15 protein-coding genes and 2 pseudogenes are annotated in these 22,606 nt (G+C 41.8%); 10 read left to right on the plus strand and 7 right to left on the minus strand.

Annotated features, from left to right (window positions below):
• Window positions 1–12 precede the first annotated feature (12 nt).
• On the minus strand, window positions 13–690 hold the full coding sequence (locus tag RMY64_RS31160; protein ID WP_322675063.1) for an SDR family oxidoreductase: 678 nt from the start codon (window positions 688–690) through the stop codon (window positions 13–15).
• Window positions 691–701: 11 nt separating this feature from the next.
• A complete protein-coding gene (locus RMY64_RS31165; RefSeq protein ID WP_322675062.1) occupies window positions 702–1,682 on the minus strand; it encodes a dienelactone hydrolase in 981 nt (326 codons plus the stop codon).
• A gap of 209 nt (window positions 1,683–1,891) precedes the next feature.
• On the opposite strand from RMY64_RS31165, the gene RMY64_RS31170 reads away from it, so the two are divergent.
• Entirely contained in the window at window positions 1,892–2,287 is a 396-nt protein-coding gene (locus RMY64_RS31170) for a hypothetical protein (protein WP_322684084.1), read from the plus strand.
• Window positions 2,288–2,698: 411 nt separating this feature from the next.
• On the plus strand, window positions 2,699–4,462 hold the full coding sequence (locus RMY64_RS31175; protein ID WP_322702063.1) for a WD40 repeat domain-containing protein: 1,764 nt from the start codon (window positions 2,699–2,701) through the stop codon (window positions 4,460–4,462).
• Window positions 4,463–4,641: 179 nt separating this feature from the next.
• Here the strand turns inward: RMY64_RS31175 and RMY64_RS31180 are convergent, their stop codons facing one another.
• The 3 genes and pseudogenes from RMY64_RS31180 to nrdJ (RMY64_RS31190) form a co-directional block, all read right to left on the minus strand.
• Window positions 4,642–4,860, minus strand: a complete 219-nt coding sequence (locus RMY64_RS31180) for a hypothetical protein (protein ID WP_322675059.1) — start codon at window positions 4,858–4,860, stop codon at window positions 4,642–4,644.
• Window positions 4,861–5,114: 254 nt separating this feature from the next.
• Window positions 5,115–6,188 (minus strand): annotated as a pseudogene (gene nrdJ, locus RMY64_RS31185) (ribonucleoside-triphosphate reductase, adenosylcobalamin-dependent); the annotation flags it as partial.
• A 310-nt stretch (window positions 6,189–6,498) separates the two neighbouring features.
• Window positions 6,499–7,728: pseudogene (gene nrdJ / locus RMY64_RS31190) on the minus strand (ribonucleoside-triphosphate reductase, adenosylcobalamin-dependent); the annotation flags it as partial.
• Between the two features lie 525 nt (window positions 7,729–8,253).
• Here nrdJ (RMY64_RS31190) and RMY64_RS31195 point away from each other — a divergent pair.
• The 3 genes from RMY64_RS31195 to RMY64_RS31205 all read left to right on the plus strand — a co-directional run bounded on the left by RMY64_RS31195 (window position 8,254) and on the right by RMY64_RS31205 (window position 10,641).
• Window positions 8,254–8,571, plus strand: a complete 318-nt coding sequence (locus RMY64_RS31195) for a KGK domain-containing protein (RefSeq protein ID WP_322702064.1) — start codon at window positions 8,254–8,256, stop codon at window positions 8,569–8,571.
• 90 nt (window positions 8,572–8,661) lie between these two features.
• Window positions 8,662–9,660 (plus strand): tRNA lysidine(34) synthetase TilS, encoded by a 999-nt coding sequence (gene tilS / locus RMY64_RS31200; RefSeq protein ID WP_322702065.1) that lies wholly within the window; start codon window positions 8,662–8,664, stop codon window positions 9,658–9,660.
• Window positions 9,661–9,900: 240 nt separating this feature from the next.
• Window positions 9,901–10,641 (plus strand): Uma2 family endonuclease, encoded by a 741-nt coding sequence (locus RMY64_RS31205; protein ID WP_322684088.1) that lies wholly within the window; start codon window positions 9,901–9,903, stop codon window positions 10,639–10,641.
• A gap of 355 nt (window positions 10,642–10,996) precedes the next feature.
• Here RMY64_RS31205 and RMY64_RS31210 read toward each other — a convergent pair whose 3' ends face one another.
• Window positions 10,997–11,425 carry a tetratricopeptide repeat protein gene (locus RMY64_RS31210; RefSeq protein ID WP_322675053.1) on the minus strand — a complete coding sequence of 143 codons (429 nt, stop codon included), beginning with the start codon at window positions 11,423–11,425 and terminating at the stop codon, window positions 10,997–10,999.
• Between the two features lie 574 nt (window positions 11,426–11,999).
• Entirely contained in the window at window positions 12,000–13,760 is a 1,761-nt protein-coding gene (hmpF, locus tag RMY64_RS31215; protein ID WP_322675052.1) for a pilus motility taxis protein HmpF, read from the minus strand.
• A 385-nt stretch (window positions 13,761–14,145) separates the two neighbouring features.
• Here hmpF and RMY64_RS31220 point away from each other — a divergent pair, with 385 nt between their 5' ends.
• From RMY64_RS31220 to RMY64_RS31240, 5 genes are all read left to right on the plus strand, one after another.
• Window positions 14,146–15,324 carry a response regulator gene (locus RMY64_RS31220; RefSeq protein WP_322675051.1) on the plus strand — a complete coding sequence of 393 codons (1,179 nt, stop codon included), beginning with the start codon at window positions 14,146–14,148 and terminating at the stop codon, window positions 15,322–15,324.
• A 287-nt stretch (window positions 15,325–15,611) separates the two neighbouring features.
• Window positions 15,612–15,977, plus strand: a complete 366-nt coding sequence (locus tag RMY64_RS31225; protein ID WP_069073698.1) for a response regulator transcription factor — start codon at window positions 15,612–15,614, stop codon at window positions 15,975–15,977.
• A gap of 13 nt (window positions 15,978–15,990) precedes the next feature.
• Window positions 15,991–16,521, plus strand: a complete 531-nt coding sequence (locus tag RMY64_RS31230; protein WP_094352320.1) for a chemotaxis protein CheW — start codon at window positions 15,991–15,993, stop codon at window positions 16,519–16,521.
• Window positions 16,522–16,535: 14 nt separating this feature from the next.
• A complete protein-coding gene (locus tag RMY64_RS31235; RefSeq protein WP_322702066.1) occupies window positions 16,536–19,475 on the plus strand; it encodes a methyl-accepting chemotaxis protein in 2,940 nt (979 codons plus the stop codon).
• 122 nt (window positions 19,476–19,597) lie between these two features.
• Window positions 19,598–22,606, plus strand: a 3,009-nt coding sequence (locus RMY64_RS31240; protein WP_322702067.1) for an Hpt domain-containing protein, incomplete at its 3' end; no start/stop codon positions are given.

Below are 22,606 nucleotides of genomic sequence, written 5' to 3' on the forward strand. Positions count from 1 at the left end.
GCTTTTGGGGCACTAACCCAAACTAAATTCTGCAAATTCTCTTTGCCCAAACAGCATATTTCGGTCTACGGCTGACAATATTTTATTATTGGTACGTTGGCTATTTAAGGAGCGACCAACTAACTGCGCGACATCTGCACGATTGATGCTACCAATAATGTGCGGATCTTCGGTTAAAACGCCATTACCCGTTGCTGGTTCTGACTTTAGTCCACCAGGACGGATGATTGTATAGGTGAGTCCACTGGCAATTAAGTGTTGTTCGGCTTTGTCTTTTTCAGCTAAAACTTTTCCCAGTACCTCTAAAACTTGGGGTGAGGCAGCAACAACACTATTGCCAGCACCTATGGAAGATACAAGAATAAACTTTTGTACTCCAGCTTTAACTGCTGCATCGATCAGATTTCTGTTACCAGGATAATCCGGCCTTTCTACATCTGATGGTACACCGCCAATTGTACTGATAACAGTGTGAATAGGTGCATCTGTCAGCATTGCGCGTTCGACATCGCCAAGATTCAAGGCATCTCCCTGAACTATTTCAATACCCATTGCTTCTAGTTCACTAGCAACTGTTGCTGTTCTCAGGAGTGCTTTAACCTTTAGCTGTTGTGCTGTGAGATATTGAGCAATTTCTCGACCAACCCCGCGACTTGCTCCAGCTAGAAAAATATAAGATGCACTTGTCATAATAAATTTAATTATTTACGCTCAAAGGATTTTATCAGAGGATTGGCAGTATTTAATAATTGCTCAAGCGACCGAGATGCTTCTGGTTGATGGCGAACATGAGTGTCAATAAACAAACTAATGATTTCACTTATCAGCAAACGGAAGCTTTCTTGGGGTTGGGTGGCGGGAAAGTCCAACAAGGGTGTCTTTAAGGTGGAGTCTAGCCGATCAACTATCGAAAAGTGATTTGCCCCTTCCAAAAGTAGTAGATAGCTATCATTTCGTCCGCCAGTAATTGCTTCTTGGAATGTACGGATGACTGGGGTGGTAGCATTTCCAGGACTTATACCATAGCGATCGCTGCCGTTCGCAATTATTCCATCGCGGGTTCCTCCCATCAGTAGAAGTGGTAGGGAATCTGGTAAAGGTAAGATAGTATCTGCCTCGTACCCCTGTAATAACGTTCCCGCAGTGTGTAAACCATAGCCAAAAGATCCTGCAATTTGAGGGAAAAAATCAGGATCGGCATTTTCGATTGCTACTCTACCACCTGCGGAGTGTCCACCTAAAATTATTCGTTGTAGATTGAGCATTCCAGCTAAAATCCCCTCGGACTGTAACTGTTCTACTTTCGCTAGCAGTGCAGGCAAAGCCGAAGCAGTCGGAACAGTACGATAAATTGTTGGTTTCCTCTTTTCAAAATCAATCCCTGGAGTCAGACTAATTATTCCTGGCATAACTTCTGCAATCCAGTTAAAGAGAATCACCACTAATCCACGTTCAGCGAGTTTAACCGCCAACCATTGATATTGTTGAGCATCACAGTTAAAGCCGTTGAAGAAAATCACTACTGGAAAAGGTGCCTTTTCTAAATCAACTGGCAAAATTTCCCTATTTATTTCTACCTGACTCGACATCTGTGCTGGATAGAAAATTTTCAGGTGAATGGTATCGTAAGGAGACTGGAAACCCTCAATTTTAGCAGCTTGGAAAAAATTATCAACTGTCATCTGGTTCTTCCTAATATCATTTTCCGAAAATTATTCTATTGCCCAGGTACAACTACTCCCAGCAATCCTAATCTAGCGATCGCAAATAACTGAGTAACCATAATTACAAAAATAATATTAGGATAGCAATTATACTTAACCCCATTGTAGGAAGTAATTTAGTAAACATTTGTGCAAATGTAGCAAATAACTTTTCTGTGGATAAACTTATGGCTAAAAAATCTCAACCCAATCTCGAACAATACCAAGATGTCAGATTATCTGCTACCACAAGAATTTGGGTAATTACAGTTGCCATTCTGGGAGTTTGCGTCCCACTGTCAGCCGTTACTAGAAGCGGTGCTATTCTTCCTTTAGTTGCAATTGGTGGCGCAGCTGTTGGTACAGTTGCAGTTTGGCGTTCTGATGAGCAAAAATCCAAAACTAACTATTTGCAACAGCAACAAATAGAACTGTTAGAACGGAGATTAGCGAATTTAGAAACAATTGTTAGCAGTGATGACTTGAACTTACAAATGAAAATTAAACAAATCGAAGCAAGGGATACTTTTGGCGACTCATCTAATGTAAGTACTACACCCAAACAACCAAAACGCAAAGGTTAAAATTAGCCAATCTTCACCATTTATTTCGATTTCAGAGGATATTTCCGAGAATTATCGTTACTAGGTGATTTTTATGTAGCTATTTGCTGACTTAACGTGACTGCAATCTTTAAATCCGTCTCAAATTTAACTTTCCTTTGCAGCTAGAAGTGTTTCTCTAGAAACAGTATCTCGATCTCTATCTCCGTTAGAATTGACTGATATCATTTAATTCTATATACTTCAACTGCATCAGTTCATGAAATGTCTAAGTGCTATCCATCTATCTCTTTCCCGGAAACATTTGTCAATGGCTGTGTTTTTTTAGACTGTTAATATTACTGAATTTTTAATTAACTAAGGTTATAAACTTGAGTAATTGCGTTTGTATAGCTTACCGTAGGTATGCAATAGTTTGCCGCAGGAATGTAGATGGATTGGATTAGCTTACTCAAAGCTCAACAAATTGACTTCCTTCAACGTGTGAAAAAACCTAAAACTTATGACTTATCTTTGCTGGAAAGTCAAGTTAAAGGTTGTCACACTGAAGTTATAGCCTTTTGGGGCGAGCCATTGGCTAGACTCCAAGAACTTTCTCGTCAACAAGCAGAAGTTCTCGCCAAAAATCCGCCGCCGACGCCGCCGGAATATCCTGAGCCTCCTGACTGGACGATACCTTTTCCTAAATACTTCCAACAACAAGCCCAAGATTATCTTTTCCGGGAGCATATTGTTGACAGGGTAATAAGCGAACGCTTGGGCAAGTTAGTAAAAAAGGTGTCACAAGATACTTTGCAAAACATGATTTTAGATGATGAGGGAAATTTGGGTGGCGAAAGTAAATTTCCTTATATACTCAAAGATCATCCTCAGCTAAGTGTTCAAGTTTACGTTGCTGATGGAGAAAGTTTTAATGGTATTAAGAAAGACAAAATTAGGTGGTCGGTTACTCAAGAAGATTTAAAAAACCACCAAGTATTAATTTTTCTCTGTTTATTTTATCCATCTACAGGTAATTTAGGTTACGAGAAGCAAAGTATAATAACGGGATTTTTACCTACAAATCAACTTGAAGTTAGCGAACCAAAACTGTATGTCACTCCGAGTAATTTGTTATATGCAGGGGGGTTAAGTTGGTATTTAGAATCACTGATGGGTAAAAAAGACACGTCGCCAGTAATTAATGAGAGAGCGATCGCAGATACAATACAGACTCTACCATCAGAACATTGTCTCAAAGCTATAATCGGTGACTGGGAATGCTGGCAGACTTTGCAAGGACACACCAGAGGGATTAATTGCCTAGCTTTCAGTTCCGGGTGTAATAATGGCAAAGCCTTACCCATTTTGGCAAGTGGTAGTCGTGGCGAGACGAAACTCTGGGATTTAAGCAAGGGTGAATTAATAGAGACATTATCAGAGTATCCTTGGGTAATATCTGGGCTGGTGGATGAAGTGAATTCCCTAGCTTTTAGTTCAGATGGACAGACTTTAGTCAGTTGCGGTGCAGATTCGACAATTAAGCTTTGGCACGTAGGCGCTTTAGACTTGATAGATATTTTGCACAAACACAATGGGGTAGTGCGGTGTGCTGCTTTCACCCCAGATGGCAGAATGTTAGCGACAGGCGGAGATGACAGAAAAATTCTCTTTTGGGATTTGATGCATCGTCAGGTTGCGATCGCACTTTCCTTAGATGATACAGCTGCTCATTCCCTAGTTTTAAGTCGAGACGGCGAAACTCTCGTTACAGGTAGCTACCGCAAAATCAAAGTTTGGCGCACCTCACCGCAAACGGGAATCAAAAGTTTAAAAGATGCACAACCACTGCATACCCTCATGGGTCATTCTCACATCGTTTGTTCCTTAGCAATCAGTGCAGATGCTAAACTGCTCGTGAGTGGTAGTTGGGATCAAACGATTAAAGTTTGGCAATTGGAGACTGGGGAATTACTTCATACGCTTAAAGGACATAGAGATCGGGTATATGCGATCGCTTTAAGTCCCGATGGACAAATTATCGCTAGCGGTAGTGCTGATAAAACCATCAAATTGTGGCATTTACAAACCGGGGAATTGCTGGCTACGTTTACAGGTCATGGGAATATAGTCACAGCATTAGCCTTCACAGCTTCCGGCGAAATGTTAGTCAGTGGCAGTTTGGATAAGACAATTAAAATTTGGCAACGCAGTTAATCTTAGTTGGTAATTCATCATCACATCTTTGTAGCTTGCTTCTTTGCAGGAGTACAATTGACACCTTGCAAAAGTAACAAATGCCAAGATGTTGATTGTAAAAAGTAGGAGTCAGCGCTACCATCGGCAGCACTGACTCCTTATTTTGTAGTAAATTAAACTATGTCAGGTTGGAGTTTTTAGTCAATCGAAATCTGCTGAGGACCACTGGCTTTGCCGTTATGTGCATCCGTTGTGATGCTGGTGTAACTATTTGAGCGGATCTGTTTATCTAACCAGCTTTTAACTGGATCGTCTGCAAGATTGAGTCGAAGCACACCAGAGAAAAACCCACCTACAAATGAGACTGGATGCTGAGTAAATTCTCTGAATATAGGTGACAATTCATTAATGAACATAAAAAGACTCCTGGCACTGCCGTAAAAAATTATTACTTCTTAATTGATCGTAACGTGTTAAAGGATTGGGCATTGGGCATGGGGCATTGGGCAAAACAGTGTTGAGTAATGAGTAATGAGTAATGAGTGCTGAGTTAGGAGTTAGGAGTTAGGAGTTAAGAGTTAGAAGTTTTGTTTATCTCCTTGTCCCCCTTGTCCTCCTTGTCCTCCTTGTCCTCCTTGTCCCCCACTCCCTACTCCCCGATCATTTCGCGTTACGAGCTTGGTTCCCGATCGGGAAACATACACTTATCAGAATCACAACCACTAGGGCCAGCCTCTGTCATTTCGCCTAAATCGTAGCGGCTTAGTACTGCACAGAAATCATCTGTTTTGCGTCGCGCTTTCACCTCTTGAGTTAAGCGATCGTAGGTTGATTTATTTATTGGTTCAAATGGCAAACGTGGGAATGATTGCAAATCGTCAAAACGCGCTAAAAGAGCCGCTGAAATATATCCCTCATCATTCTGAATGGTTTCGTAAATGCGCTGTCCCAAAGGCTCAATTTCATCAGAGCGAAGTTCCAAAGTAGCTGATGTGTTGTGAGTCACGTACCAACGTTGAACCTGGAGGACAAAATCAAATTGGGCTGAGACTGAAAACTTAGAAACATCAATTTTATCAGCCCCTGGTAAATCAGCCCAAGTTACAGAAACAGGGATTTCCACTAGCCATTCACTCACCCGCGGATCGAAGGGATCGTTGAGCAAATTGCCTTGTTCATCTTTATCAGATTGAGAGGGAATGACGTTGTAACCATAATCAATACAAGCTAAAGCTACTGGGTCATTTTTACCGAAGGTGATCCGACGAATGAATCTTTGCGCTTTAGGAGGATGCCACCCCGAACTAGCATTAGTTAATAAAGCCTTAGTACCACTCGGTTGCACTGTGGTACAACGATTTGGGCGCTTGAGATTGTGGCGATCGCAATAATCCCAAACTACGCGATGTACAATATCTCTCCAAGAACTGAGATATTTCTCTTCCTCGCGCTTGAAAGCTAATCCTTGTGGAGTTGCAGGTCTTCCGGCTTCCCACCAGCGCAGCCAATCAACACCAAAAGCATGGACAAAGAAATCAAATAAACCTGTAAAAGAAACTCCCACAATCGGGTCTAATTCACGGCTGTATTGATAGCGTGGTTCCAGGAATTTGTGATTTAAAAGTGCTGCTACAGATAGCGCTCCAGCAGTGAAAGCTTCTTCTTGTTCTTTATAGTTACGTGGGTCGATTTGATTAAGGTGAACCTCAGACAAATTGCAGTGAAAATTACTGCCGATGATTTCCTTTCTTTGTTACCCTAAAGGCTTTTTATCCCCTAGTTCTACTGCTTGATTATTTGCAGTAGCTCCGCGTACATTTTGCAAATGTGACTTGAGATTATAAAAGTGTTTCGGCTCCGCTCAACACAAGTGTTTTTCACATCCACCCCCGCACTCTTGGAGAGATTATATTCTAGACACCAATTTCTCATACAATCTAGTTTCACTCTCTACGCTGTACGGTGTCAAAGGCTTTTTAGTTCCTTTGATTACCACGGGATTAGCATCTCAGCTTTCCCCGTTTTTGCGAGGTTTTTAACGTGAGGCAAAATCACTTACCACACGGATTTAGCCCATAGCGAGCTAAACGATGTTCTAACTCATTAGCATCCAGATTTGAATGACGTTCCTGTAACCATTGTTTTGCTGTTCCTTGTTCATAAGCTTGTAAAAACTCAACTTTGTCAGATTGTGTTGGCAGCAAATCAATGTTCGATCGCGCTACGGCTTCACCAGCCCATTGAATCGCTCCCTCACCACTGTAATATTGTTTGCGGACAGCACCAACACATTCTTCTAAGGTCGGCTTGCGGTGAAAAACTCTGGTATGGTTTGCCATCCTGAGCGCATCACGCTCAGGATCGATTCGCCAGTTGCCATTTTCATCTTGCTGCCATAAGTTATCTTTGGCGGTGGCTCCTTGTTCATCGTCAGCAATAAACTGACGCATCCCCGCACTTCTTCGTATGTTACCGGCAACAATTGTGACAGCAGCTTGATCGATTAATAGACAGCATTCAACTGAATTTAATTGTCGTCCTAAAGCTTTATTGAGAATAGATGCACACCCTTGATACAGTACAGGTAATTTTACAGGATTAGCAACTCCTCCAAAGCCGTTGAGAGTTTCTCCTGCTTTTCGGACATCACTGATATCAACTAATACTTCAACTTCTTTTGAGAATTGTTCGTTACTGGAAAGTTCTAATAGGGTTTGATATGATTCAACCCAACCTTCACGGCTATCTCCAACGTGAATAGTGACGTTATTTCCTTGTATATGAGTTTGAGTATATTCACGTCGCTGTTGCACAGGAGTGCTGCCAATTTCACCTTGTACAGTGACATTCAGTTGATTACGGATGGGGGGCAACTGGTTAATAAATTGTGGTTCTAAGACGGCTCCAGTACCACAGCCCATCATTGCCAGATCCATCATTAACCCGAAGGCACTCCAGTCTTCGAGATTGGTAGAGGTGCAATTATAAGCGCCGGAAAAGTTCTTGGGCTTGGTTATCCAGTCTGTACCACCAACCCATAGCCAGCGCCCACTGGGCATAGCTTTCAAGTTACGCTGCATCTTATCCAGTGTGGCAGCTTCTTCTTGAGTTAGCTTTCCCAACTCGACTAAGCCGAGTATAGTGCGATCGCATACCTCATCCCATGTTTCCCTAAGTCCCGCCTTTGTACGGCGGCTATAGGTTCTAAAAAATACGGGATTAGCAGCCGGTGCAGTTTCTGGAAACCTTGCACTCTGGCGTGTTCTTTCGAGATTCTGAACCATATATTAAGTGTCTTACGTTCTTCTTGCGTGCGGACAGATTATGACTATACGCCAAGTGGTTTGAGTATTAAAGATTGTCAAATTGTCCACTTTACGCTAGCTCTACCCAGCACTAATTACAACAGAAATTTATGATGTATAATGTCCCTCACCCTTGGATGGGAAAAATATACTCGGTTATAGTTAACACCATTATTTGTAAGTAAATTATCTCTATCGCCTCATCTTCAGTCCGATTATCATTACTCAGCATGGGCTAAACGCTCCGCTACCGCTAACTGTACTCAGGATCTCTTCATTACTTTCCCACAACTAAGTAAGTTGGCACAATAAAACCAAACTATGTGAAGAAAGATAAACTAAACTAAAACCCTTTTTCCTCCTGCTTCTTGCCTTATCCCAACAATAAATTTTTACACCGACCTACTTAGCAGTGATAGTTAAATAAGTTGCAGTTATAAGTCAAATCCAAACAATTAATTCCGAACTCTTGGGAACTATAAATTTAGTTACAGGAAATTGATTATGAATGATGAATGGGAACCTCTAAATTCTGATGATGACGTTGTGCATTTTCATCAAGAAGCATTTGAAAATTTACCCCGCACTCAAATAGTGTTTCAGTTATTCAAGGAAATCAAAAAAATTTGGGCAGAACACTTTACATCGTCAGGATCGAGAGTATTTGGAGAAGGGTTTGAATGTTGTATTTTAATACCCGGTCAACAATGGCGAACAGGTAAAATTAGAGTGTGCTTAGAATTTTGCCCTGATGAAACTGAAATCGAAGATAATCGATTAGACATCAAACACGAAAACTCTCCCCTTGACGACCTTCGATAGCAATTGAATGAAGGTAAAAACTAATACCCAAGTTGATATATACAGATATAATAGAAAATTATCTGTGTCTGTGTGCGCTGAAAACATAAAATGGTATGGACTCCCTTACATGCAAAAATCCATCGCACAATCCGATCGCGCCATTTGTTTGAGCGAAACCAGCGGCTATTAATCGCTGTCTCCGGCGGACAAGATTCTCTGTGTTTAATAAAATTACTTTTAGATTTACAACTCAAATGGGGATGGTATTTAGGTATTGCTCACTGCGATCATCGCTGGCGTTCTGACTCCGAAGCTAATGCTAACCACGTCGAAAATTTAGCTAAAACTTGGGGTATATCTTTTTATTTAGAAACAGCAAACAAACCGATAAATAGTGAAGCTGCTGCACGCGATTGGCGCTATCAAGCTTTAAGTGCGATCGCCAAAGCAAATAATTATCAATATATAGTTACAGGACACACGAAGAGCGATCGCGCCGAAACTCTCCTCTACAACTTAATTCGCGGTACTGGTGCTGATGGTTTGCAAGCCCTAACTTGGCAACGCCCTCTAAGTACAGGCATTGTGTTAGTACGTCCACTTTTAGAAATTACTCGGATACAAACAGAGCAATTTTGTCAAGAATTTAAATTACCAATTTGGGAAGATTCCACCAATCAAGATTTGCAATATGCCCGTAACCGCATTCGCCAAGAATTAACACCATATTTACGGGAAAATTTCAATCCCCAAGTAGAATCAGCCCTAGCCCAAACAGCAGAACTTCTCCAAGCGGAAGTGGAATATTTGGAAAAAGCTGCCCAGCAGTTGCGTGAAAAGGCTATGGAAACGGGCATTGGGGATGAAGAAGATTCCCTTACTCTTCTTCCCTTGAGGTTAAATCGTCGGGTATTGCAGAAAGCACCATTGGCACTGCAACGCCGGGTGATGCGTCAGGTGTTGCAGCAAATACTGACTGATGCTCCTAGTTTTGAACACATTGAAAAATTAACGGCTTTAATTATAGCGCCCAACCGATCGCAAACCGATCCATTTCCTGGTGGTGCGATCGCTCAAGTACAAGGCGATTGGATTTGTTTGAAATAGTTTTGAGTATTGCTATTGCAAAGCAGGGAGAGATTTGTTGAATTCACGTTAAATTACACTCTAGCGTTCTTCTAAATTGCTATCAAAATTTATTAATAAAATAAAGATGTACTAAGCTGTTGCGCCTTTAATTTGCACTAATATTTTTTCAATATGATTGTGGGGTGAGCCGAAAAGCCCGCCCTGATAATGCAAGTTGTATGCGTAACAGCTTAATCACCGAAAAACAGTCAGCCCATCATGCTAAATTACGATCCATTAGCTTGTTTGCCCTCATCAGAGGAACTACCAGACTCTGACGACACCCCAGTGGATAACGAATTACAAGATTTGATTCCCGGTTTACTGAAAGTACTTTTGGCAATGGCTTGGCCTGAACGCATGGATTGGTTTTTTGGCGTTGACATGGGAATTTATTACGATCCAGACTTACCGCCAATAGTACCAGATGGGTTTTTGAGTCTGGGCGTAGAGCGATTTTATGATGAAAACCTCCGTCCCAGTTACGTGCTTTGGGAAGAGAAGAAACTACCGATATTAGTTTTGGAGGTAGTATCTAAAACATACCGTGGTGAGTACTCGACCAAAAAAGCAGAGTATGCAAGATTGGGAATTTTGTATTATGTAGTTTACAACCCATTTCGTCGCCGTAAGCCACGTTTAGAAGTTTACAAATTAGTTAACAATACTTATGAATTACATGATGGAAATCCAGTTTGGTTGCCAGAAATAGGTTTAGGAATTGGCATCGAACGAGGAATTTATCTAGGCATACCACGGGAGTGGATGTATTGGTATAACCAACAAGGACAAAGGTTTTTAACACCAGAAGAAGACAAAAAACTTGCTCAACTAGAAGTTCAGCAGGCAAAACAAAAAGCTCAACAAGCAGAACAAAAAGCTCAACAAGCACAGCGAGAAACCCAATTATTACGAGAACGGTTGCGATCGCTCGGCATAGATCCTGATTCTCTCACCTAAATTACTGTAAAGACTCGTCCGCGAGTATCAAAGACTCATCCACGAGTATAAAAGGCTCGTCCGCGAGTATCAAAGACTCATCCACGAGTATAAAAGGCTCGTCCGCGAGTATAAAAGACTCATTCACGAGTATCAAAGACTCATTCACAAGTATCAAAGACTCGTCCACGAGTATCAAAGACTCATTCACGAGTATAAAAGACTCCTCCACGAGTATAAAAGACTCGTCCGCGAGTATTAAACACTCGTTAACGAGTATCAAAGACTCATTACAGCAATTTTCATTTATTTATAAAACACTCTCGCGTTCTTCTCTACGCCTCTGCGTGAGACAAAAAATCTTTCCGTACTGTAATTACGAATTACGAATTATCCTATCAAGACTTGCACTCACACTTTCAGCGTGTGGTGACTGCAATCGCTGCAAAATCTCTGAAGCTGGTTGCAAATAGGATATCGCTTTAGTGTATTCACCCTGCTGTTGTGCCAAATCTCCTAACCTCCGCAGAGTCATTGTTTGAGTTCGGACAGCACCAATGCGTTGACTTATTTCTAAAGACAGGTTGTAGAGTGCGATCGCTTGATCCACTTCCCCTTTGTTAGCGTAGAGAATTCTCAGTTCGTGCAACGTCCCCGCTATGCCTTGGACATTTCCAATGCGTTCATCTATTTCCAAAGACTGATTGAAAAGTGCGATCGCTTGATCCACTTCCCCTTTGTTGGCGTAGATACTCCAGACAGTCCAACGTCGTCGCTTTGCCTTGGACATTACCAATGCGTTCATTTATTTCTAAAGACTGATTGAAAAGTGCGATCGCTTGATCCACTTCCCCTTTGTTGGTGTAGATAATTGCCAATTGGTGCAACGTCGCCGCTTTGCCTTGGACATCTCCAATGCATTCATAACTTACCTGCGAATTTATACAAGATTCTGTATATTATCCGTAAATAGTGAAGGTGCTGCACGCAATTGGCGCTATCAAGCTTTAGAGGTTGTTTGAAAAGTGGTTGGCTGTGATTTTAGGCACTAACCGATCCCCCCTAGCCCACGCCAGTCGCTCATGGGGGAAACCCCCAAGACCGCGCTGGCTCCCCTTAAAAAGGGGGGAACCGGAATCAAAGTCCCCCAATTTATCGGGGGATTTAGGGGGATCTAGAACGTTTTGTTACCGAGAAGAAAACTTTTCAAACATCCTCTAAGCTCGCTACTAAAGCAAAATGGTCTACAGACTTTTGTAAAAACACACCTGCCTTGGCGAATAGAATTCGCGGCTATACAGACAAAACCCACCTCCGTGGGTTTCAAATTCTTTGAGTTTGCGTAGCTGCGATTTCTAATCGCCTAGTATATTTGCTTTTTAAGAAGCTAGTAATTCCGGCTGAGGCATTAAACTCTGGAGAGTATGACGCAACTGAGCGATCGCTTGGACTTGATAATCACCAGTTTCCTGGAATTGATCCAAAGATTCTGCAATTCCTTGCAGCTTTTGCCGTAATCCATCTAGAGAATCCTGAATTGGTTGCAGTGCTTCTTGATAAAGATTCACTCGACCAGATAATTCAGCGGTTGTTCTTCGTAGGGATAGCAAATTTTCCTCGATCGCTTTCAGTTCTTGGCGCTTTTCATCTAGATCGTGAGTTTGATTGTCAATCATTCCCTGATTTAGCTCAACACCAGAACGAATCTGCTCAATTTCACGTTCCAGCTTTTGGATTTCTTGTGAATATTGTTGTCGCTGATTTTCAATTTGTAACAGAATCGGTTCTAAATTAATTTTGTTGTTACTTTCTTCCTCAGTAACAGTATGTCCTTGCCGCCGTAGCAGTACAGTTTGATGTTGCTTGAGAAACTTCTGATGCTGTAGCATATTGCGGCGTTGTCCCACCAAACTGGAATTTAGCATCTGATAAAGGTCTTTTTCATCAGTTAGTTCTAGTTCCAAATTGATGTGGTCATGGTCAGATGCGTGATTTAATTTAGTTTGAAGTTCTTCTATAGCTTCTTGTTTATATTTCAGTTCTTGTTCTTGATCGTGAACAAAGCTAGCGTCGATTTCTAACTTATGCTGCAAGTCTTGAACTATCTTTTGTAGTTCTTCTAAAGGCATTTTTTCCAAAGCCTCCACATCAGCTTCCTTGCCAAGAACTACATCACCAGATGTTGCAGCTAAAGAGTGCATCTGTTGATATAACTCTTCGGCGTTTCGTAACTGCTCTTTGACGAGCTGAGCATACTCTTGCTTACTGGTAAGGTCTGCTGTATTTATTTGCAATTGCGCTCTTTGCTGAACTAGAGAATTTTGCGCTTCTTGCAACGCATTTTGGCGATCGCTAAAGGTTTGTGACAAGCGCTCAACTTCTTCTTGCTGTTGTGCGATCGCACTTTTATGCTCCTCCAGTTTTTGCCAGTGTGGGGTAAGAGTCGCTTGCTGCTTTTCGACTAATTCAAAGGCTAGATGCAGGTGTTCTCTAACTGTTTCCGTAGGAGTAATACGACTAGACAAGCGATCGAGTAACTCACTCATTACTCGACTTTGCTCCTCATCCAAAACCGTCCCTTGTTGAAAATCCGCTTGGCGTTCCTCCAGGCGACGCTGCTCACCCCGTAAATGCTCCCAAGCGCCTTCCAACTCTTGGCGGTTGCGCTCAATTTCTCCTTGTAATCGTTCAATTTCCTGGCGCGAGGTGTCAACTTCCTGTTTTTGCTCCTCTAGATGTTGTACCTCATCCTCCAATTGCTGCAACTGTTCTGCTCTTACCTCCATGTCCATTTCACGGCGATTCAACTCTTGCGCCTGAAATGTTAGTGACTGTTTCCACTGATCGATCTCATCTTCCTTGAGCTTAAATTTCTCCAACTGGCGGGAAAAATTCTGCAAAATGTTGACGAGTGGACGCCCTGCTTCTTGAATCCGCTGCACTTGACGATTCGGATTCAATTCAGCCAATACCAAAGCACCATCATTTAATTTGCTTGCGTCCTCAGCGGCAATCACCTCTTCCGACACAGTACTCCAATTCTGGTCAGTTCGCTGACAAGCTAGCAGTTTCAGTTCGGTTTTGCCACCGCCACTGAGTAAACCACCTTTCTGTTTTTGTACTTCTGCTAAATACAGCACACCGTTAGTCCTTTATTGATGCACTTAAAGTTCGTGTTTTGAGATATACCTTAAATAATTCTGTTAACTTGTCTCACTGAACCAGGGTTTAGAAGAACAAGACAGACAAAACTATAGACGCAAGATGTTACGTCTTGATACTTATAGAAGCGATCTGGTCGCGCCTTTATATTTTGTACTGATGACAGTGATGATGACTTCCGTGTTAACACTAGCTTTGTCAAAGTGTATTACGAAAGATAAAGGTTTATAGTTTAATGTATTCCCTAATGACAATCAGACATAGAGTAAAAATCTTTTCAATACTCCATAATCAATACTTAAAGAATAAGTCATAATTCACGATTCAGAATTCAGCAATACTTAAGGAGTACTTTTTAGCTAAATGCAGGGAAATTTAAATGAAATTGATATTTGCAGTATCCTGCAATTGATTGAATTGGGACAGCGAACTGGGCAACTATGGGTGGAAGCTTATAGCTCTCACCATAACAACAAACTGGGTGGAGATGGAGCAAACATTTATCGCCCTAAACAACAGTCTTGGTTCGTTTTTTTCCTGAATGGTCAAATTATCTATTGCCAAGAAGGCGAGAGTAGTTTATCCAGAATTAGTGATTATTTACGTCATTATCGAGTTGAAATGCGACTCACCGACAAACAAATTGCCACCCTACCACCAACCGATGCGCCAGAGTATGCCTATCTTTGGGCACTCTTGGAGCGGAATATCATCAACCCTAAGATAGCTGGTAGTATCATTTACGGTTTGGTGCATGAAACTCTCTTTGATTTGCTGAGTTTACGCCAAGGTAACTTCATTTTCCATCAGGGTGCAGCACTTGCCCCGCAATTAAACACTTATGAGATTGCTCCATTGGTGACAAAAATCACTAAGCAGCTGCAACAGTGGAAACAACTCTATCCACACATTCAGTCTCCAGAGCAATTGCCAGTGCTATCTGACAAAGTTCAGCTACAATCTTCTTTACCAGAAGCAACCGTGAATAAGCTACAACATTGGGCTGATGGTAAAACATCCTTGCGACAACTAGCTCGCCATCTCAACCGAGACATTTTGACAGTCGCTAAGGCAATATATCCTTATGTGCAACAAAGTTGGCTACAACTAGTATACTCAGAGACTAATCACCCAGATACACACACGGATAACAGGGAATTGAAAGAAAAACCGATGGGGCGGATAGTATGTATTGACGATGCGATCGCCATCGGTGAGACTATAAATTCCATCTTACAACCACAAGGTTATGAAGCGATCGCTCTCACCAATCCTTTAGAGGCACTGAGTCTGGTTTTTCAACTCAAACCAGATTTAATTTTATGCGACATTGCTATGTCGGAATTGGAAGGATACGAGGTTTGCGCGATGCTGCGACATTCAACAGCATTTAGGCTCACGCCGATTATCATGCTTACTGGGAAAGATGGGTTTATGGATAGAGTCAAAGCTAGGATGGTCGGGGCAACAGATTATTTGACAAAACCGTTTACAGACACTGAGTTACTGATGCTCGTAGAGAAATATATTAACAACCAATGAAAATAGGGCACTGGGTATTGGGCATGGGGGAGCCACTGCGGTCTTGGGGTCTCCCCAAGTGGAGCAAGTGGCGTCATGGGGCATTGGGCAAATAAACAGATCCAAGATTTGTTGATCTATTAAAAGATGAGTAAAAAGATGTTATCACAGAGTCAGTTAACTGAGTGAAACGTCAATATCCAGGAAAATAGTGAGAACCTAAAATTAATTTATACAGTTAATACTTGCGGAGGAATCAGGGAATGTTCCAATTAGGAACGTCTAAATCAGGAGGTAAATAGACAATTATGAGCACAGTTCTGATTGTGGAAGACAGTATAGCGCAAAGGGAGATGATTACAGACCTCCTGAAAGCAACTGGCCTAACAGTTACCCATGCTAGTGATGGATTAGAAGCATTAGAGGCAATTCAAATAGCACCTCCAGATTTAGTGGTATTAGATATTGTCATGCCCCGAATGAACGGCTACGAAGTTTGTCGGCGGTTAAAATCCGATCCAAAAACCCAAAATGTCCCAGTGGTTATGTGTTCTTCCAAAGGCGAAGAATTCGATCGCTATTGGGGCATGAAACAGGGTGCAGACGCTTACATAGCCAAACCGTTTCAACCAACCGAGTTGGTAGGAACAGTCAAACAACTGCTGCGAGGATAAGGATAAAAACAACATGGTCAGCAAACCGGACTTTTTAAGTGGCAGCGGTCAAGACCACTTTCGACCAGAATTACAAGTAGAAAGTCCTGAAGGTGAGTTACATTTGAGGTTTTACATTCCCTCGCATCAGGAGTTTGCACTACAAGCAACTGGCATCCGGGAGGTAATTGAACTAAGTCCTGACAGAATCACCCCGATTCCTAATGCTTCTCCTTTACTTTTGGGTACTCTAAATTTACGAGGTCGAGTTATTTGGGTGGCCGATTTGGGTCAATTTCTGGGGGAAGCAGGTGCATTAAACACGGATAGAGCTGAAATTTCGGTGATTGCCATTGAAGAGCAAGACACAATAGTGGGTTTAGCAGTAGAGGAAATCGGTGGTATGGACTGGTTGGATGTCCAGAATCTCATGCCACCAACTAGTGTTCCAGATACGATGGCTCCCTTTTTACGTGGAGAGTGGTCATTAGGTGCTAAAAATAATCAGTGTCTCCGATTGCTCGATCAAATGGCAATTGTACGAAGTGCTAGGTGGGCAGGATGAAATTGGAGGAGGAAATGGCAGCAAGTATTGATAATTACGAGCCAACATATCAACAGGCGATGACCGCCTATGTTCAAAGAAATTATGAGGTTGCGGCCACTTTAATTGACCAAGTGGTGCAAAATTTACCAGATGACCCCAATACCCATTTGTTGAGGGGTCACATCTACTATGTTTTACAACACTATGATGTAGCAAAAGAAGAATATCAGCAGGTGTTAGGCTTGACTAACGATCGAGAAATTATTGGTTTTGCCAAGAATGGAATTGACAATATCAATCAATATTTAGAATCATTTAGTGGACAGCTCGATCCATCAGAAAGTCAAGAAGAAATAAACTCTTCAGAGATATCCGATCCACTGGCATATAGCGAATCAGAATTAGAAGATTTAAGCGCTAATCAAGAGTTTGACAGCGACAATCTTGATTTGAACTTTTTTGGAGAGCATCAAGAAAGTCTGAATGGCGTTGAAGATACATCTTCAAAAAGTCCATTCGAACTGCCCACAGAAGATAGTATTGGAACAGAAAAAATATCAGATTCTTCTATAGCTTTTGGTGATGACCCTTTTGCCATGAATGAAGAATCACAGGAACAAGAGCCAAATAAAAACTGGGAGGAAAACACAGAATTAGAGTTGCCTGCTTTTTGGCAGGAAAGTATCTCAGAAGATATTTCTGAAGAATCATTAGCAAATAGTCAATTCTCAGATAATGGGATAAATTCTCCTTACGGAAATTCAACTATTGATAATAATAACTCTTCATCTTCTAATTCACAAACTGATAATAACGAGAATCATTTCCCTGATTTGTTGAGTGAGCCAAAGTCTCCAGATCAGAGTATGGGAAATTTAGAATATAAAAAATCTAATTTTGGAGACGAAACTTTACTGATTGTTGCAGAAGAACCGAGAAATGATTCGCCAACAACAAATAACTTGGAATACGGCAGTCAAAATAACTTATCTGAAACCGAATCCCATAGCTGGTTAACACCAAAAAAAATTGAAGCAAAATCAGATTCTCAGTCGAATTTACCCGATAACGAATCAGCTTTTAATAGTAATTTACCTCGAGAAGAAAAGCATTTTAAATCAGGTGAATTCAGTGGTAAAAATAGCTTCGATGATGATGAAAATTTTGATATGGAAGCATTTGAGTCTGCCTTTGGCTCAGATGGTTTAAACTCTTATGAAGACTCAAGCAATATACTGAATGGAGAAAATTCTAAGAGCAATATCGAGTTTTTAGATGACTTTGAGGAATTTGACGATTTAGGCAATATTCCAGGGTTTGACCTAATCGAAGGAGATTCTAACTTCGGTAATGTCACAATGCATTCTGCTCCAGCAGAAACTAGTGACACTGGACGCCCTCAAGTAGCAGAGGCTTTTGCAAGTAATTCAGCCGATCGCGAAGAAGAACTTTTCTCAATGACTGGTTCCCATGAAGCCGTTCCAGTCTTTAGCCAAACAGATATCTCCAAACTAGAACCCAACGTCAGCATCGAGCAGGGATGGTTAGCACCATTAGAAAATGCCTCCATTGAACGAAAACAATGGCTAATTGCTGGAAGTGTGGGCATAGTCTCGGCGCTGGTTGTAGCCACAGTTAGTTTTGTCGCTACCACATTTTCGCCACCCCAACAACGAGAATCAGTACGAAACACAGGTTGGGCAATGTCACTAGCCGCTGGGATTGCAGGTTTTGCTACCGCAGGCTTCATGGGGAATCTGGCGCTTAAACAAATTCGGCGCACAACTGATGACCTCCAAGCTCAGTTTGAGGCTGTACGTCAAGGAAATCTGAATGCTCAAGCCACAGTGTTTTCCGAAGATGAATTGGGGCATTTAGCCACTGGCTTTAATGAAATGGCGCGGGTAATTTTCACAACCACAAGTGAAGCCCAACGCAAAGCCGATGAACAAGAAGAAGCCAAAGAAAACCTTCAACGTCAGGTGATTCGGCTCTTGGATGATGTGGAAGGAGCTGCTAGAGGCGATTTAACAGTCCAAGCGGAAGTGACAGCCGACGTACTAGGAGCCGTAGCTGATGCCTTTAACCTGACAATTCAAAACTTGCGGGATATTGTGCAACAGGTAAAAGTGGCGGCGAAGGATGTGACAAAAGGTGCAACCAACTCTGAAACCTTTGCGAGAGCTTTATCTAGTGATGCTTTGCGGCAAGCAGAAGAGTTGGCAGTAACGCTGAATTCTGTACAGGTGATGACCGACTCGATTCAACGGGTAGCAGAGGCAGCGCGGGAAGCCGAAACCGTTGCTCGTGATGCTAGTACGATCGCCTTGAAAGGTGGCGAAGCAGTAGAAAATACCGTAGCAGGGATTTTAGAAATTCGAGAAACCGTTGCCGAAACCACTCGCAAAGTGAAGCGGTTGGCGGAATCTTCCCAAGAAATTTCTAAAATTGTGGCGTTGATTTCTCAAATTGCTTCCAGAACAAACTTGTTAGCACTCAATGCTAGTATTGAGGCGGCAAGAGCCGGAGAAGCGGGACGCGGGTTTGCGATCGTTGCAGATGAAGTGCGCCAGCTAGCAGATAAATCTGCCAAATCCCTGAAAGAAATTGAACAAATTGTGATGCAAATCCAAAGCGAAACAGGCTCTGTAATGACCGCGATGGAAGAAGGCACACAACAAGTAATTAAAGGTACAAAATTGGCAGAAGATGCCAAGCGATCGCTCGAAAACATTATTCAAGTGGCGAATCGCATCGATATTCTTGTGCGATCTATTACTAGCGACACTGTGGAACAAACGGAAACCTCCCGCGCCGTTGCTCATGTAATGCAATCAGTAGAACTGACCGCTCAAGAAACTTCCCAAGAAGCACAGCGAGTTTCAGGTGCCCTACAACACTTAGTAGGTGTATCCCGTGACTTGATCGCCTCCGTTGAACGTTTCCGAGTGGAAACTATGGAAACCAGATAAATTGTCATTTGTCCTTTGTTCTTTGTTATTTGCTAATGACCAATACTTCGGCAACGCTCAGTACAAGTGACTAATGACTAATGCCTAATAACTAATGACTAATGACTCTTGACTAAAAAACTATGCTGCCGGAACAACAACAGCGGATTTTGGGTTACTTTATCGAAGAAGCCAGGGATCACCTGAATACCATTGAGCAGGGCTTGCTGAATTTAGAGGGTACCCTGAACGATCCGGAAATGATCAGTGAGGTCTTCCGGGCGGCTCACTCCATCAAAGGAGGAGCGGCGATGCTTGGATTGACTAGCATCCAGCATACCTCCCACCGTCTGGAAGATTGTTTCAAAATTCTCAAAGATAATCCGGTTCAGATTGACCAAAAGTTAGAGTCTTTATTTCTTGGTGTCTCAGATACCCTAAAATCGCTTTTAGAGCATTTGAGTGGGCCTTATGGTCTTTCTGAAGATGCAGCTAATACTTTGATGTCAGAAACTGAGCCAGTTTTTCAATGGCTGTATCAGCATCTGGAACTACTTGTAGAACAAGCAAAGAGTGGAGTAGCCAGCAGTTCTGACGCAACAGAACTTACAACCTCTATAGAGAATGTCTCCACACTTACAGGAATTTTCATGCGGCCAGATATTCCCGATCTGGCAGAAGAAGACACCCATCAGGAATCTCCAGACTCGGTAGCACCCCACGAGATCCTAGACACTCGCGGACTCGCTAACGCTGCGCTATCGCCAGTCACCGCTAAAGAAAATAATAACTGGAGCGAGTTTCAAGCCCAAGTGCTGCAAACACTACGGGAAATGTTGCAATTATTTAAGCAAACTACAACACCTTCAACTCGGCAAAACCTCCAGCAATGCTGTCACCAGTTAGTCAAACTTGGTGAAACTTGGAATTTGCCCAACTGGTGTGGTTTGTGTCAAGCAGCAGCCAGTGCGATCGGCAATCCCGAAAATACTTATCTGACTTTAGCTAAAATTGTCATTACCGAAATCAAACAAGCTCAAGAATTAGTTCTGCAAGGTAGAGAAGCCGAAATTGCAATTAGTCAGCAACTAGAGGCACTTTTAAGCTTTGCAGAAATTGAGTTATTAGAAATTACCCCTGATTTATTTGATGAACAATCTCCGGTTCTGACAGAATCAGAGCCAATTCTATCTGGTGACACCAAGGTGTTAGCCCAGACAACTGAAGAACTGAATCTAGACAAAGATAGTAGCGATAGCTACGCCAACGTCTCCGACGAACGCCCCTCCCTTCAGTTACAAGGAATACCACTAAACGAAAATAGAAACACTAGTCTTACTTTCACCACACATGACGAAGCACACCCAATCAGTAACAATCTCGATCCCAATGGTCCAGAGGTAGGAATAGCTGAGTTAAATACCCTTGCCGATTTATTTGACGGTGAGACTCCCGAACTAGATGAAAGCTGGCATCAAGAAGAAACCTTAGATATTGTTACTATCGATGACTTTGGAATTGATTTGAGCAGCACTGAGGCTGAAGACGCTCATAACGATTTATCTGACTTACTCTCCTTTAATGAGGATATAAGCAACGCGCTACACCCAACAACCACCGCGAAAACAGAAGATTTATCCTTGTTATTTGGCGACCATTTCCTAGAAAAAGATAATTCAGAACCGCAAAATCAACAAACATCTGCTACGCCTTTAGAGTTGAGCGATATTAACGAATTTGAGATAAATTTAGACTCATCTTCTTACGAAATTTTACAAGAGTTTATTGATATTTCTAGTGATACAAACCAGACTAATAGCGAGATTGTCCAAAATAGTGTAGTCGAAGATTTATTGACACTGGGGTTAGATGATGATGAACTATTGCCAACTAGCAATGTCACTCAACCAGAAACTGAGCCGTTCGCCAGTGTAGAACTATCTACTAACCAAGAAAATAATTTTGATAACTTATTCTTAGAAACTAAAAATGCAAATTGGGTAGAAGAAATTACGCCTAGTGACTACATAGAATTACCCCAGCCAACAGACTTGTCTTTGGACAACTTGTTTGCTGAAATGGAAGAACAGCCACAACTATCGACAAGTGAACCAGAAATCAGTGATTTATTTGATACGCCTCCAGTAACAGAACCTGAGTTTTCTCAATCAGAAAACGATCTGAGCAACTTCTGGAACCAGGAAACCACAGAGGAAAAGAACGAATTCGATTCCTTAATTGAGCAGAATGTAGAAAGGGCGTTAGATGAAAGTTTGTTTACTGCGGCGGCTGATGACATTTTTGCTGATAATCAGCAGTCCATACCTTCTCCTATAGCCAGTTTTGATATAGAAGAAGATTTTGATATTAATTTGCAGGAGCAAGAACAGCTAGATTTAATATTATCATCAGACTCTGGAGATAATTTATTTGATGAATTAACATCAAGTAACTTAACTATTTCTCCTATAATCAACAATACCTCCACGCCTGAAACGCCTTTGTTCGCGCAGCATCCTGGAGAAGAAATTCTCAGGCCACAACAACCAGAATCTTTAGATTTTGTTCCAGAATTTACTAATGGAAGCCCAGATATATCTGCTGTCGATCTGGAAGTTAATTCATTAGACTCTTTTGAGGAGAATCCGCAACTTTTGTTTGAAGATGTCGCAACAAATGAATTGACCTATATTCAAATGGAAACCACAGAGAATACTGTGGACGAACTATCAGAAACCATTAGTTTTGGGGAAACTTCAGAATCAGCATTATCCGAAGCACAGCCAGGTGATTTGTTCGGCTCTCTCGATGAAAATCCGCAACTGCTGTTTGAAGATGTCACGACAAATGAATTGACCTATATTCAGATGGAAACCACAGAGAATACTGTGGATGAACTATCAGAAACTATTAGTTTTGAGGAAAATTCAGAATCAGCATTATCCGAAGCACAGCCAGGTGATTTGTTCGGCTCTCTCGATGAAAATCCGCAACTGCTGTTTGAAGATGTCACGACAAATGAATTGACCTATATTCAGATGGAAACCACAGAGAATACTGTGGATGAACTATCAGAAACTATTAGTTTTGGGGAAACTTCAGAATCAGCATTATCCGAAGCACAGCCAGGTGATTTGTTCGGCTCTCTCGAT

The organism is Nostoc sp. DedQUE08 (assembly GCF_034530895.1).
Classification (GTDB): Bacteria; Cyanobacteriota; Cyanobacteriia; order Cyanobacteriales; family Nostocaceae; genus Nostoc.

Excerpts from the sequence above, each read along its gene's own strand:
- RMY64_RS31160 (WP_322675063.1), bottom strand. The coding sequence starts at position 690 with ATGACAAGTGCATCTTATATTTTTCTAGCTGGAGCAAGTCGCGGGGTT.
- RMY64_RS31165 (WP_322675062.1), bottom strand. The coding sequence starts at position 1,682 with ATGACAGTTGATAATTTTTTCCAAGCTGCTAAAATTGAGGGTTTCCAG.
- RMY64_RS31170 (WP_322684084.1), top strand. The coding sequence starts at position 1,892 with ATGGCTAAAAAATCTCAACCCAATCTCGAACAATACCAAGATGTCAGA.
- RMY64_RS31175 (WP_322702063.1), top strand. The coding sequence starts at position 2,699 with ATGGATTGGATTAGCTTACTCAAAGCTCAACAAATTGACTTCCTTCAA.
- RMY64_RS31180 (WP_322675059.1), bottom strand. The coding sequence starts at position 4,860 with ATGTTCATTAATGAATTGTCACCTATATTCAGAGAATTTACTCAGCAT.
- RMY64_RS31195 (WP_322702064.1), top strand. The coding sequence starts at position 8,254 with ATGAATGATGAATGGGAACCTCTAAATTCTGATGATGACGTTGTGCAT.
- tilS (WP_322702065.1), top strand. The coding sequence starts at position 8,662 with ATGGTATGGACTCCCTTACATGCAAAAATCCATCGCACAATCCGATCG.
- RMY64_RS31205 (WP_322684088.1), top strand. The coding sequence starts at position 9,901 with ATGCTAAATTACGATCCATTAGCTTGTTTGCCCTCATCAGAGGAACTA.
- RMY64_RS31210 (WP_322675053.1), bottom strand. The coding sequence starts at position 11,425 with ATGAACGCATTGGTAATGTCCAAGGCAAAGCGACGACGTTGGACTGTC.
- RMY64_RS31220 (WP_322675051.1), top strand. The coding sequence starts at position 14,146 with ATGCAGGGAAATTTAAATGAAATTGATATTTGCAGTATCCTGCAATTG.
- RMY64_RS31225 (WP_069073698.1), top strand. The coding sequence starts at position 15,612 with ATGAGCACAGTTCTGATTGTGGAAGACAGTATAGCGCAAAGGGAGATG.
- RMY64_RS31230 (WP_094352320.1), top strand. The coding sequence starts at position 15,991 with ATGGTCAGCAAACCGGACTTTTTAAGTGGCAGCGGTCAAGACCACTTT.
- RMY64_RS31235 (WP_322702066.1), top strand. The coding sequence starts at position 16,536 with ATGGCAGCAAGTATTGATAATTACGAGCCAACATATCAACAGGCGATG.